The sequence below is a fragment of the Pseudomonas sp. GW823-FHT02E01 genome, from assembly GCF_058797535.1.
Window position 1 is genome coordinate 117,452 of sequence record NZ_JBXAJS010000010.1, and the last position, 12,718, is coordinate 130,169.

General features: G+C 50.3%; 14 protein-coding genes, 3 tRNA genes and 1 pseudogene. 7 read left to right on the forward strand and 11 right to left on the reverse strand.

Annotated elements, in window-relative coordinates; genetic code table 11:
* The first annotated feature begins 63 nt into the window (after window positions 1-63).
* From AC1RDQ_RS22910 to AC1RDQ_RS22930, 5 genes and pseudogenes are all read left to right on the forward strand, one after another.
* Window positions 64-139, forward strand: a tRNA-Gly gene (locus AC1RDQ_RS22910).
* Window positions 140-185: 46 nt separating this feature from the next.
* Window positions 186-259 (forward strand) — tRNA-Cys (locus AC1RDQ_RS22915).
* 195 nt (window positions 260-454) lie between these two features.
* A tRNA-Leu gene (locus AC1RDQ_RS22920) sits at window positions 455-541 on the forward strand.
* A gap of 128 nt (window positions 542-669) precedes the next feature.
* A pseudogene (locus AC1RDQ_RS22925) lies at window positions 670-1,011 on the forward strand (phage terminase large subunit family protein); the annotation flags it as partial.
* Window positions 1,011-2,018 (forward strand): phage portal protein, encoded by a 1,008-nt coding sequence (locus AC1RDQ_RS22930; protein WP_492588209.1) that lies wholly within the window; start codon window positions 1,011-1,013, stop codon window positions 2,016-2,018. The pseudogene AC1RDQ_RS22925 and the gene AC1RDQ_RS22930, both read left to right, overlap by 1 nt.
* Window positions 2,019-2,066: 48 nt before the next feature.
* Here the strand turns inward: AC1RDQ_RS22930 and AC1RDQ_RS22935 are convergent, their stop codons facing one another.
* The 8 genes from AC1RDQ_RS22935 to AC1RDQ_RS22970 all read right to left on the reverse strand — a co-directional run bounded on the left by AC1RDQ_RS22935 (window position 2,067) and on the right by AC1RDQ_RS22970 (window position 8,983).
* Window positions 2,067-3,482 (reverse strand): AlbA family DNA-binding domain-containing protein, encoded by a 1,416-nt coding sequence (locus AC1RDQ_RS22935; protein ID WP_492588211.1) that lies wholly within the window; start codon window positions 3,480-3,482, stop codon window positions 2,067-2,069.
* Between the two features lie 65 nt (window positions 3,483-3,547).
* A complete protein-coding gene (locus tag AC1RDQ_RS22940; protein WP_492588212.1) occupies window positions 3,548-4,381 on the reverse strand; it encodes a hypothetical protein in 834 nt (277 codons plus the stop codon).
* On the reverse strand, window positions 4,382-4,690 hold the full coding sequence (locus tag AC1RDQ_RS22945) for a hypothetical protein (protein ID WP_492588213.1): 309 nt from the start codon (window positions 4,688-4,690) through the stop codon (window positions 4,382-4,384).
* A gap of 174 nt (window positions 4,691-4,864) precedes the next feature.
* Window positions 4,865-5,059: a hypothetical protein gene (locus AC1RDQ_RS22950; protein WP_492588215.1), complete on the reverse strand. Its 195-nt coding sequence runs from the start codon at window positions 5,057-5,059 to the stop codon at window positions 4,865-4,867.
* A gap of 102 nt (window positions 5,060-5,161) precedes the next feature.
* On the reverse strand, window positions 5,162-5,404 hold the full coding sequence (locus tag AC1RDQ_RS22955) for a hypothetical protein (protein WP_492588216.1): 243 nt from the start codon (window positions 5,402-5,404) through the stop codon (window positions 5,162-5,164).
* A 41-nt stretch (window positions 5,405-5,445) separates the two neighbouring features.
* Window positions 5,446-5,868 (reverse strand): type II toxin-antitoxin system HicB family antitoxin, encoded by a 423-nt coding sequence (locus AC1RDQ_RS22960; protein WP_492588217.1) that lies wholly within the window; start codon window positions 5,866-5,868, stop codon window positions 5,446-5,448.
* A 32-nt stretch (window positions 5,869-5,900) separates the two neighbouring features.
* The gene (locus AC1RDQ_RS22965; RefSeq protein WP_492588218.1) at window positions 5,901-6,083 is read right to left on the reverse strand and encodes a type II toxin-antitoxin system HicA family toxin; all 183 of its coding nucleotides are present in this window, start codon (window positions 6,081-6,083) and stop codon (window positions 5,901-5,903) included.
* A 1,670-nt stretch (window positions 6,084-7,753) separates the two neighbouring features.
* On the reverse strand, window positions 7,754-8,983 hold the full coding sequence (locus tag AC1RDQ_RS22970; protein WP_492588219.1) for an AAA family ATPase: 1,230 nt from the start codon (window positions 8,981-8,983) through the stop codon (window positions 7,754-7,756).
* A gap of 266 nt (window positions 8,984-9,249) precedes the next feature.
* Between AC1RDQ_RS22970 and AC1RDQ_RS22975 the strand changes: the two genes are divergently transcribed.
* Window positions 9,250-9,459: a hypothetical protein gene (locus AC1RDQ_RS22975; protein ID WP_492588220.1), complete on the forward strand. Its 210-nt coding sequence runs from the start codon at window positions 9,250-9,252 to the stop codon at window positions 9,457-9,459.
* A gap of 50 nt (window positions 9,460-9,509) precedes the next feature.
* On the opposite strand, the gene AC1RDQ_RS22980 is transcribed toward AC1RDQ_RS22975, so the two are convergent.
* Window positions 9,510-10,055, reverse strand: a complete 546-nt coding sequence (locus AC1RDQ_RS22980; RefSeq protein WP_492588221.1) for a hypothetical protein — start codon at window positions 10,053-10,055, stop codon at window positions 9,510-9,512.
* Window positions 10,056-11,157: 1,102 nt separating this feature from the next.
* Here AC1RDQ_RS22980 and AC1RDQ_RS22985 point away from each other — a divergent pair.
* The gene (locus tag AC1RDQ_RS22985) at window positions 11,158-11,361 is read left to right on the forward strand and encodes a hypothetical protein (RefSeq protein WP_102671513.1); all 204 of its coding nucleotides are present in this window, start codon (window positions 11,158-11,160) and stop codon (window positions 11,359-11,361) included.
* On the opposite strand, the gene AC1RDQ_RS22990 is transcribed toward AC1RDQ_RS22985, so the two are convergent.
* Window positions 11,354-11,635: a hypothetical protein gene (locus AC1RDQ_RS22990; RefSeq protein WP_492588222.1), complete on the reverse strand. Its 282-nt coding sequence runs from the start codon at window positions 11,633-11,635 to the stop codon at window positions 11,354-11,356. The two genes, AC1RDQ_RS22985 and AC1RDQ_RS22990, sit on opposite strands and share 8 nt — an antisense overlap.
* Entirely contained in the window at window positions 11,625-12,002 is a 378-nt protein-coding gene (locus AC1RDQ_RS22995; RefSeq protein WP_090455531.1) for a hypothetical protein, read from the reverse strand. Before AC1RDQ_RS22995 ends, AC1RDQ_RS22990 begins: the two co-directional genes overlap by 11 nt.
* Window positions 12,003-12,718 lie beyond the last annotated feature (716 nt).

Genomic DNA, 12,718 nt, shown 5'->3' on the forward strand with positions numbered 1-12,718 from the left:
AACTTTTTTGAATCAAAGGGTTGACGGGGCTTCTGGATTCTATAGAATGCGCCACACCAAGACGCGGGAATAGCTCAGTTGGTAGAGCACGACCTTGCCAAGGTCGGGGTCGCGAGTTCGAGTCTCGTTTCCCGCTCCAAGTTTGTACGCATTTGATGTCGCGCTACTGACAACAAATGTTTTGAGGCCGAGTAGCAAAATGGTTATGCAGCGGATTGCAAATCCGCCTACGCCGGTTCGATTCCGACCTCGGCCTCCACTAATAAACAAGCTCCGTAGATCTATGATTTACGGAGCTTTTTTATTTGCAGTAGCCTGCAAGATTTAGTCTTGAAAAGGGTATTTGCGAACTTGCTTCACTGGGGCGGGATGTATATATTTCCACCTCTGCTGCACAAGCGTCAGAACTGCCAGAGCGTTATCTGGCAAAAGCTTGACGCTTCACCGCGCTACCGCCCGAATGGCGAAACTGGTAGACGCATGGGACTTAAAATCCCCCGCTCGTAAGGGCGTGCCGGTTCGATTCCGGCTTCGGGCACCATGAATATCAAGGGCTTGCATGAGATACCTCATGCAAGCCCTTATTTCTTTGCTCCGCAAAAATAAATCCCTGCTCCGCAACTCACGACCGCTGGTCATTTCGTAGGCGTCACTTTCATGCCTTTGCGCATACGAATGGGCAGCGGCGTAGCCCAGCTGGTGCGCCAATTCTTCCCGGCAGTCACCACGTTCAGCTACTCGCCCGAAGTGAAAACCCGTCTGGTGCTAAAGGCATACGACGTGATCAAAAACGGACGCCTGGAATTCGATGCCGGCTGGACCGACATGGCCTCCAGCCTGATGGCCATCCGCAAGACCATCACCGCCTCGGGGCGGCAGTTCACTTATACGGCCGGACGTAATGACGAAACCGGTCACGCCGACTTGGCGTGGGCATTGTTCCACGCCCTGCACAACGAGCCGCTGGAAGGGCAGACCGCTGCCAATACCGGCATCATGGAGATTTGTTGATGACTACTGATCTGGTTGAGGCGCTGCCTGCACAGAGTCAGGCCCATGCATTCACCTTCGGCGATCCGGTACCGGTGCTCGATGGCCGGGAGATCCTCGACTATCTGGAGTGTTGGTCGAACGGGCGCTGGTACGAGCCACCGCTGTCGCTGGATGGCTTGGCCAAGTCGACCAGGGCGAGTGTGTACCTGCAATCGGGGCTTAACTTCAAACGCAATGCCCTGGCTCGGACCTTCATCCCGCACAAACTGCTGAGCCGACAGGCTTTCGAGCAGGTTGCCCTGGATTTCATCTGGTGTGGCAACACCTACCTGGAGAAGCGCGACAACATGCTGCGTCAGGCGTTGGGATTGTTGCCGGCGATGGCCAAGTTTGTGCGTCGTGGCATTGATGAAGGTAGTTACTTCCAGGTGCGCGGCTGGCGCGACGAGCACGAGTTTCGCAAACACAGCATCTGCCACCTGCGGGAGGCTGATATTAACCAGGAAATCTACGGATTACCTGAGTGGCTGTCGGCACTGCAGAGCGCCCTGCTGAACGAGGCGGCGACCTTGTTCCGGCGCAAGTATTACCAGAACGGCAGTCATGCCGGCTTCATTCTGTACATGACCGACGCGGCGCAGAACGAGGACTTCGTCACTGACCTGCGCGGTGCCATGAAGAGCAGCAAAGGCCCAGGCAACTTCCGCAACTTGTTCATGTACGCACCTGGTGGGAAGAAAGACGGTATCCAACTGATCCCAATCAGTGAGGTCGCGGCCAAGGATGACTTCGGTTCGATCAAGAACATCAGTCGTGACGATCTGCTCGCGGCTTTGCGTATTTATCCCCAACTGATGGGCATCGTGCCGCAGAACTCGGGGGGGTTTGGTTCGATGCGCGAAGCTGCTCAGGTCTGGGGGCTGAATGAACTGGAGCCGCTGCAGGCGCGCCTACTTCAAATCAATGAATGGCTGGGCGAGGAGGTTATTCGCTTCAAGCCGTTTGAGCTTGGTGCTGGGGCTTAGTTTAGTCGCTAGCTACTGCTAGAGCATTGAGCAGTAGCTAGCTTAAATTTAAAAGTTTGACTTTTTAGAGGTGTTTGAAATTTTTCCTGCACGTACTCCAGCATCCGTTAGTTTGTCAAAAAAATACTCCTTTTGCCCTCCAGTATCCGCTCGTGAGTGTTCCGTTTGAATCATGTCTGTTAATGGTATACCGAACGCTTCCGCAATTGGCATAAACGCTGTCAAGGCTTGAAGTGTAACTTTGGCGCGGCTATCCTCTACTTCAGGGTGGTCTTTAATCGATGCAAATGTTTCTGGGTGATTGCCATGTGGTGAGACGCATTCATCAGTTAAGCAAATCGGAATGCCATTAGATTCAATATGTTGCAGGAAGTAATCTATGTCTAGAAATGGAATTGTACGCCATACGTTGACAAGTTTTATTTTTATGTAAAAGCTTAATGGCCAGCCGGCTTTTAATTGAAGCGCACGTTGAGCCTCAACAATTGCCATTAGCATATTGAATGTATAGTTCAAATTGACAACCGTGGCTTCGTTTATTTTTGAATTTCGTAATATGGTGATGAATTCGTTGGATAAGCTGTAGCCTCTCATGTGTTCTTCTATATGTTCGAGTGAGCCTTTCGACCAAGTGAAAGGAACAAAAATGTCGCTCGATAGATCAAATCCAACTTTCCAAGTTATATGGGAGTTTGTAGGGTCTCTGTCTTCACATTGGCGCGCAATAATTCCCGTGGAGCTAGTATAAATAGTGTCGAACGGTATGTTCGCTGCACGGCCTTCTGTCTCATTAAGTGCTTCGCGAACATTTGTAGTATTTAATATAAAGCCCGGTCGTGGCATTTTCCATAAGTTTGGCACGATCATTATTCGGAGATAAGGAGAGTCGTTTTCGCCTTTTGACAACTCCGGATCTTTTGCGATCCATTTCTTATAGTTGGCGACCGTCTCGGTTGAGCGTTGAAACATTTTTTCGACCATGTGGCGGTCTGTTTCAGGGACGGGTTCGGAACCGTCAGAAACTCGTCGGTAGATTAATCCTTTGTTGTGGATGTGTGGTGCCTCAATGCTTTGCGGTGTAGTAATGCATATGATTGCCCGATCTTCAATCAAGCCGATATCTTCGCAAGGGCCATAGATGGCACGAGCTTCATAGTGGCAGGCAGGATGCATGAGGTTCGCAACTGCTTGTCTAATCCTTTGAAGGCCGGTGTCGACTTCCGAAGCGGCGATACCGAGAAACTCCCCTGCGACAGAGTTTTCCTTAGACTCTTCCTTTATTCCGTAAAAAACCCATCCGCCATAACTATTGGCAAGCGCAGATACAGATTTTGCTATAGATTGAGCATTTGGAAGTTCTTGCTTGTATTCAACGTACCAACCCTCTGTAACTGTTTTTAATACGGCTAGATCATCTGCAATCAAGTTGTCGAGGGTTGTGTTGAAAGGGGTAAAGTTGCGCATATTTCAAACATTCCTTTTTTTGAATTTTTCTGTTTGGTATTTATAATTAAGTGTTAGGGGTGGATTTATGTTTTTGCATTTTCTTCTAAAGCATCAAGAGCCGAATTTAGTGCCTGGTCAATTTTAATGAATTGAACTTCCATTTGCTTTTGAAAGTCTGCAAGGTTGGCTGTTAGTCCTAATTCTCTTCGGATCTCAATGGTGACAGTATTTTGCTTTTCTATGATGGACCGAAGTTCTGGAAGTAAAGTGCGACAGAATTCGATGTGCAACTTGTTGTGCTTGTCCCACGCCTCGGCACGGGCGTTTGCAAATTTCTCGGCTTGAGATGAGTGAAAATCAAACGCATAAGTTAAAGGTGCCATGTTTTCTTGTGTGGCGTTCAGAGTCTCAATGAGTTTTGTTTGTTCGGATAGGATTCGATTGACTTCGGATTGTGCGCGATTATAGCAGTCATCATTTATTTCAATATCAATGCGAATGTTCTGCATTGGTATGATTTTTGACATAAGGTGCATAAAAAGCTCGCCGTACGCTCCTACAAGGTCGTTCACTAATAAGGCGGTTTGCGGTTCGGCTACAAGTTGAAGTTTTGCAGCGGAAGCGAAGAAATTTTGAAGTTCTAGTGCTGGATTGATTTTTTTTGTATCGATCTGAGGCAGTGTGCTTATGTGTGTTAATGCCTTTGTCATTTCTTCCGCAGTGCGCAAATAGACGTCACGCCTTAATGTTGCAAGCCGCTCCCTTTGTTTTTCTGTGGAGTCGTGCTTGAGCTGAATATTCAATCTTGTTGTGTTGCTTCTGTTTGATAGGAATACTCCTGTTAGTGTCAACGTCGAGGCGATAATCCCAGACCAAATAACGTCAGGGAAGAGGTTCCTTAGCTCAATCAACCACATTCAATGTCTGCCCTTTTTGATAGCCCCAGCCTGCATTGTGAATGCGGCCGCTTGCTCAGCACTCAAAGCACTGTCTTTTACGAACTGCTGTAACCACGCACACCAACCCCTAACTCCGTTGCGCCCCTTACTGGCTAGCTTACTCCCCATGGCATAGACCATTTGGCGTTGCCTCGCTTGGTCATGAATAGCACCGTTTTTATAGTCGGGGCCGTTCAATAAGGCCGTGGTCAACGCCGCTTCAGCTTGGCGTTCAGCGTGAAGCTCCTGCATGCAGCGCTCTAGAACTATTTCTTGCTCAATCGTCATGCGCGGTTTCCTTTCGCTTGAGTGAGTCTATCGGAACAAAACCACAGGGCCGGGGTCTGGCCCTCCAGTCTAGGAGGCGCTGGTTTCCTCAGCCACAAAAAAAGGCCCCCACACTTCTCTCAAGTGTAGGGGCCGATTCAACATAAACGGCGTTATGGGTAACGTGGACTCACCTCAGTCGGCAGCAAAAAATCCGCCGCCCTCTTTCGCCGCCGGCTTGCCCAGCACGTACCAGACGAACGTCTGCCCGTTTGACTGGCCATTCCCGGCGCTGGTCACGGCCAGCAGCTTCCAGCCCTCGGCCAACTTGGTGTTAGCACTGGTGGCCCCGACGACCTGGATCACTTCCCCCACTTCATGCATCTGCATCGATCTTGCTCCTTATGATTGTGCCGTGATGGCATGACCAGTGTATCGCCACGCTCATGGCCGGGGTTCCTTTCTGTTCGGGGAAATGTCGGTACCGGCGCCCTACCTCTCGCGCTCGGCCTGCTCGATCAGGGTTTGCACCAAGTGGGCCAGGTCAGCGGTCAACGTCTGGAAACGCTCACGGGCCGTCTCAAGCCGCGCCCGGGCCAGCATCAGTTCGCGTTCATTCTTCGGGTCGCGCTCGCGCAGAGTGCGCAGCGCATCACCCGTGGCGGACCAGACCTGTTTCGCCGCCCGAACCCTATCACTCACGGGCTTGAGTTGGTCGCTATCGATCATCGGCATGGCGGGGGTTCCTTTCAGTGGGTTATGCGTAAGCCTTTAAATTAAGCGGCTTCCAAGACCAGCGACAGGCGCCGACCGAGCATGGCCAGGGCGCGCTCGACCTGTTCGATTTTCGAACTATGGATAAAGTCAACCAAGCGGTCGACGACCTGGCGCGTGCAGCCGAGGCGCCGGGCCAGTTCGGCACGGCTCACCCCGTCATCAAGCATGGCATTCCACAGCATAATCTTGGCCACCGTCAGCGCCGGCAGGTGCAGCACCAGGGTCGGATCAGCCGGCGCCGAGGCGTGCGGGATCTTACGGCGCTGCTCTACGTACAGCGACAACGCCGATTCCAGGCCATTCAGGGCCTCGGCCATGGCTTCCGGTAGGGTGTCGCCGGATGCGTTCATTTCCGGCACGTCCGGGCACGACAACCATACGCCGGTCGGTTCAGGGTGCAGCTCTAGCGGGTATTGATACATGGCGTCTCGCCTCTTTCGAGTACAGCCAAGCCTCAATCCTTGAGGCCCAGCTGTTTGATAATGGTCTTGCGTAACCCTTCGTGCATTTCCTTGCTGCCGTGGTCCGCAAAGATGGTTGATTTGCCATTCAAGTAAACCTTGAAGTGGCTGCCCTTGGCGGGTTTGAACTCCACGCCTTGGGCCAGCAACCACCGCCGAAACTCGCTGCACTTCATATGAAAGTCCCTGTTCGTTTCGGTGAAGTCATTATGCAACACATCTGCTGCGTATGCAGCAGATGTGTTGCTTTGAATTCGAGTGCTGACAAAACCTGATCGACAAGCTGATGGCATGGTGGCTCACCCACCGCGCTGGGCGTTCGCGCGAGCCTGGTATCGATCGACGCACCAAGTTGGTGCTCTGGCTGGTCGGGAGGCTGCACTTCACTTGGCGCGCGCAGTCGTCCCCCCGCCACGCCTGCGGGCTAAATGTGTCGTTTTTTCTGCATCCCCTGCAATTGCTCCGGCGCGGGCCTGGCGGGGCTTGCTCTGGCATTGATGGGGGAGAAAAAGCCTGCGAATCCCTGCAAGGGTGGGCTGTTTTGAGACGTCTGCTGGAACGCAATGTGGAAGGGATTTTGAGAGGTGGCTCGGGAAAAGGGTTAGTTTTTGAAATGGCAGCTCAAGAGCGGCTGGAGGCCCCGTGTTTACTGGGCTTGAGGACTAACTTTGGAGGGTTAGTTATGGTTAGGTTTGAGGTTAGTAATCTGTAAGGCGCTGATTTATAAGGAATTTATTTATTGGTTTTTTAACATCTATAAAGGTTAGGAAATAACCCTCAGCTAACCAATTCCTAACCTGCGGCCATCGTCGCAAAGCCTTACAGCACAAGGCTTTCAGGGCAGTCAGTAAAAAACTAACCTTCCTAACCGTTTTCCGATGGGTCAACATGAAAAGCGGAGAGCGCATAGGGGGAGGGCGCTGGCACAGGTCCGTCAGTTGTTGCGCGCTCATGCTGGTGCGCAAACACTCCCAGAATCCAGTAACTGTCACCGAAACTGTCACCAGTTCTACGCAACGTTACCTAAACACCTCTGGAAGCCTTATAAATAGTGGAGCGGGTGAAGGGAATCGAACCCTCGTTATCAGCTTGGGAAACTGAGGGACAATTCTGGCTCGCTATGATCAGTGGAGGGGAGGATGCTTAGCATCCTCCCTTAGTGGTGTACAAGTTTTTAGTTTGATATTTAGTCAATAGAATGTTTAACAATTTCAAAAAGCTCTGGTGAGTCTATTACTGCCCATCTCAAGAAAGCCGAGTATTCTTGGTTTTTTTTCATTAAATTTTCAATTCTAAGAATGGCGTCTCTTTTTTCGGAGTCGAGTGAATCTTCGTCAATATATGTGTTTATATGTGATAATAGTTGAGAGTATCGTTTGTAGACTCGTTTTCTTAAATAGGTGCCGGTTATGTCTTTGTTGCCCGTATTGTCATCTGTGAAGACTTTTCTTATAAGGGAGGCGGTCTCAATAGTTTTGGCGTCGTTGTTTGTTGGTTCAATTGTTAGTGTTTTCGCAAACGGTGTAACTGGAGGGGCGTGTCGTATAAGTCGTAATGCGTCTATTTTGGTATCTGTACAGTTTATGAGGTTGTTGAACAAATGTCGTTTAAAATTGTTGCATCGGGCGCAAGCAAGAAATAGGTTGTTCCAGTCGTACATCTTGTCGACGTTATCCATGTGGGCGTCAAAATGTTCAACGTTAACGCTAAGTGGGTCTTTTGTTTCGCAAATATAACACTTATCATAAAATACTTCTCGTAACGAGTGTAGTACGTCGCTACCAGTCCAGCTTTTTTTTTCGATTAAAGACGGTGGGGCGAGTTTAGGTCGTTCCACATTGAACATTTATTTGCTCTCCGCCTTCATCTTAATTATTTTGTTAGCGGCAATTTGATAGAACATTTCTGATTCGGCATCTAGTACATCTGTGTGAGGTGCAATCGTGTTCAATAAATTTTCCGCTAAATTAAGATCGAAAAAATCAGTGCTGGTGATTTTTGTCAGTTTTTTAATTGTATCCTCGAATATTTTTGAAATGGGTGGAACGCCTAGCAGCCCCTCAACAACGGATTCATAAGAGTACATTGATAAGTCGAGTACAGTTTGGCATGTCGTTATGTCAAATATTACTGCGTCATCAACGGATGTCAGTACGAAAGGAGAGTGAGTTGTTACAATAAATTGTATCGCTGGGAACGAGGAAGTAAAGAATGGTAGTATTTTTCGTTGTAGTGAAACATGAAGGTGGGCGTCGATTTCATCAATTATCACAATACCTGAAAGTTCAGAGGGCTTAATCTGTGCATATTCAGTATGCATGAGCAGGTCTGCATAAATATCAAATATAGCTAGGTATCCAGAGGATAAGCTTTGGAAATTGTATTGCGGTTTGCCACTTTGCGAAATGTAAAATCTCAATTGATCGGGCGAGAAATGAAGCTCTGTTGATTGATCTTCAAATAAATACTTAAGGTTTTCGGTAAACGAGGATATCCATTCTTCGGCGTGAATAGGCCGTTTTCCTACCTCGCCAGCTTGTACCGCTAAAGCACTTCTCACTTTTAAATTTACTAGGTGCTGTTCAAGATTACTTCCTAGCGGCATCTGTATATTTATAAGCTGTATATCTGGTTGAGATGCGGTCGCAGAGGATACGCTGGTAATGGCTGCCTTACGGTCTGCAGGAAAAAAGCGAATTGATGCTTTTTTTTCGTTATATATATCTATGAATTTATATGGATCGGTATTGTATTTTACAACGATTGGACTGTTGATAGCGTCCAAAGCTTGCTGGGAGTGTAGAAGGTTCTGTTGATAGTTTATCCGCGTAGCTGGATCAATGTTGGGGTTGGTCAATGCTTCTGTGAATGTCCTAATGTTATTTTCATAACTTGGGATGTTTCGAATTTGTTGCTGGACGATTTGGCTCGTTAGTGCATTATGAATGGCGGTTACTAGGGAGGTTTTTCCAGAGCCATTCCCGCCGGCAATGATTAGATTGTTGCCGTTTAGTTCAATATCTATATCTTTATTTGAGTTTTTTATTTTTCCGGAAATGTTTTGAATTAGTTTCATTTTTCTCTGCTTGCGCATTGTTGATTGTTGGATTGATTTGTTGTTCAGGGGAGCTGTTTTACGTTGACCTGTTCTTTCTTTCGTTATTTTTTGCAAACTGATGGTGGCGCTCGTCCCTTACCCAGGCACGCTTTGGCATGGAGCATAGCACCGCTCCTGAAGAACCTCGATTTTGGTTGACTGAGTTCCTCAGGGCGTGAAGCTGCCTTTCGCTGAGGCGATCCGGCTCAGGCCGCGGCATCGTTCATTAATCAGGAGTTGGGGTTATGAGGTTTCTGCTAACTGGGCTGCTGGTGTTGCTGGCGGGGTGCGCAAATCAGGAGCCGGAGATGCGCACCGTCCGTGTCGAGGTGCCGGTGATGGTGCCGTGCAAAATGCAAGAGTTGGCGGTGCAGCCCTGGGCCACTGCCGGACTGCGCAAGACCGCCAGTTTGGAGTTAAAGGTCAGGGCGCTGTTGGCTGAGCGCCGGCAGTGAATCGGTTATGAGGGAATGCTACAAGCCGAGAACAGGTCGTGTAAGTGACCTCAAGCTACCGGGAAAATGGCCAGTTGAAGTTCAGCCCGTCCTTTTGTATGGGCCTCAAGGGAGGCGTCTGCCTCAATGGCGTCGGTGAATCGCTGCATAGCGGCCACCCACTGCTCCAACAACTCGATGCACTGAACTACGACCACGTCGTCTGGTGTGAGACCCAATTTTGGTAGCTTCGAGTGGACCTCGGTCAGTATCTCTGCCTGTGGCTTGCGAGGTCCGACGGAATAAAAGATTTGCTTCGCTTTTCCGTCTCGGAACAGTTTTGACTCTGAGGATCCGGTATGGAGAAATCCGCATCGCGCTGCGTAAAGGTCAATAGCGTTAAGGGAAACTGAGCCTGCTGGTAGCAGGTAGTCGTCCACCCAACGTATGAAGTCACTGCGGGTGTGGTCGATATTGGCGCTGGTAAGCCAAGCCATTTTATCGATTGAACTGAACACCAGAGACAGTGCGTGCGTATGACAGCCTTTCTGAGTCAGGACGGTTACGGCATGCATGTCGGATTCGATGGTGTTCCAAACTGCGCTAGGGATAGGCATGAAGATTCCTTGGGAAATTGTTTTGCGTCCCCGGCGGTTCGCCGAAAGAGTTTTGGAATTACTTGGGACGCTGGCGCCGGAGCACAGCTCCACTACCGCTTATCGGGTATTGTCGCGGGAAATTTCGACCGATACGATTCTGTTTATATATACAGTATTGGTGTTCCATGTACTTCCTCCTCGTACGCCGCAGTAAGAATGGCGTTGCTATCCCATCTGATCGCCTCGCGAAGATCCAGCCCGTGCTGGTTGACATCCATATCGGAGATCACCATCGCGAACACCCTGGCAGGTCGGCTATTCAACCCGAAGCCAGGGGTCGCCATCCCCAACGCACTATGTCGGCGTGCAGGTATTCACGTTCCTGGTGAAAGGTGGCGAGCTGGATTTCGTTGATCTTTGATAGCAGGGAAGGGAGCAGGTCTGAGTTGGGCATCGCGAATCCCCCGTGGAGATTTCAGCGTAGCATCGGGAAATCGTGCATCAGGGGGGGGCGTCGGCAGAACGCCAGGGGGAGGGGCATGAGGCGCATTTTCTGCACCGCAAAGCTTTTTAAGCTACTTGAATTTAAAGGGCTGGATGGGTGCTGCTGTATCTTTATTGCGATGCACAAATAGACCTATCCTGTTGTTTTTAAATGAAAAAAATTCGGACTTAAAATCCCCCGCTCGTAAGGGCGTGCCGGTTCGATTCCGGCTTCGGGCACCATATAAATCAAGGGTTTGCGAGCGAAAGCTGGGCAAGCCCTTGTTCGTTTCTGGTCCGCAATTATTGGATTGGTCCGCAATTCACTTGGTTGGTGAGACTTTTTTCCCTTTCCTGTTGCGGATGTACTGCTCGGTCATTGCAACGGTTGGGACAGATCTTTCACACCGAGCGCACCCAACAGTTCTTGCTGATCCATTCTCGGTCGGGCCAAGTGCCTGCGATTACGCGTATCGAGACTACTAAGCATCGATTGATTGTGGAAAGCACGCGAAAAGGGTTAGGGTGGCTCAAGCGCCGTACTCCGTGACCGGATGCGACAGGGGGTAGTGGCAATTTGGTTGTGGGTGAGCGATTAATCTTTCAGGCCGGCATGGGGTCGGTTTAAGGAGATGCAGTGGTTAGTGATCGCGAAATTGCACTGGAACAAGCGCTTGTAGCAATTATTGGAGCGGCCGTCGCCAGCGGGCTTGATGTAAAAAGCCTGATGGACAACGCGACAGCCGGCTTACTTGGAAATGCTTCATACCGCTGGGCTGAACATCCGCATGTGTTAAACGCCATTAAAGTGATGAATGATGCATATGATCAAGTCAAGTAGTTGAGACTGCGCCAGCGCAGTAGCTAGACCGCCACATTTCGACACCGGTCTTGGCGAGCCCTACTAGCTTTCGCGAGCACTTTTCAGAAACTACAATTTCAGGTCGCGACATGTTGGCGAAGCGGGCAGACTGATCGGCAGGTGCTTTGGCCAGATTGATGAGGAGCGTGGACACCGTCTCCTGCCACTCCTCGAAGTCGTGGCGCTCGCCCGGCACGTGGTTGTTGATAAGCGCTTCCAGAGTTTCTTGTTGGATGGTTTTTTTATGACTCATCCCACCGGAACGCGGCGATTTTTTCCATCCCGCTAAAGACCAAGTTCATCGTCGAATGATAGCCGCAGCTGATGCTTTCCAGCAGCATGACGGTCAGGTAGGCCGCTATGAAATCGACTTCATTCTGCTGATCTCTGGCTTCGTTCATTTGCGAAATGATGGGAATCATGTAATTGACTTTTCCCTCAACCGACAACGCCATAAACCCAGGTAGTCCGCCTATGTCGTTTTCCAGGGCCCGTTGATACTTCCGCAGCCTGTGAGACGTCATCAGCTTGATGGTGGTACTGAGAGGTTTGAGACGGAGCGAGAGTCCCTCGAGATCTAGTTCAAGCGCTAGTTGTCGCTCGGGTTTGAAAAACAGCATGCCGAACTCCCATCCTGATTAGCGCCTTCACTCTTAAGGCGCAAATGTATGCGCTGCTGCGCCAGAAGTTGGGGTCTTGGGTCGCCATCAGTGGCGCAGTTTTCAACCAGCAGGGCCTTGTCGGTACTGGGCAATTGAACATAGCCCCCGTTACTCGTAACGCGCGGGCTACCTTTTTGTTGCGGCCCGCGCTTCAGCGTTTTGCACCGCTCCTTGAATGTAGTCAAAGCCCATCGATCACCGGCAAGGCTTGCAGCGGATCCCGATCAACCCCTGAACTGTCTCCCATACTCAAGCATGATCCATGCCCGTTCGTTGTTCACGTCGGCCACCCACTGCGTCGCTTCCTCGGCTCTGATCTCCCCGGCCAGGCATTCGTTTCTTGCACCAGATGCCGCGCCTTGGCGTACTTGGGGGCGGAGAAGGGCTTTTTGACCTGGCGCGCGCCGTCGTCCCCCAGCCACGCCTGCGGTCTGAATGTGTCGTTTTTTCTGCATACCTGCACCCGGCTAAAACAGGCCCAGGTTGGGGGTTGTGTACGCGAATGTGGGGCGGAGAAAGCCTGCAGATCGATGGGTCAACATGAAAAGCCTGAAGCACCTAAGGGGAGGGTGCAGGCAGAGGTCCATCTGCTGTTTTTGCGTGCAAACACACAAACGGACCCCAATATGCACGCAGCGGCGTTCTTTAAGCCTTGTGCTGCTCGCCAGTTCACA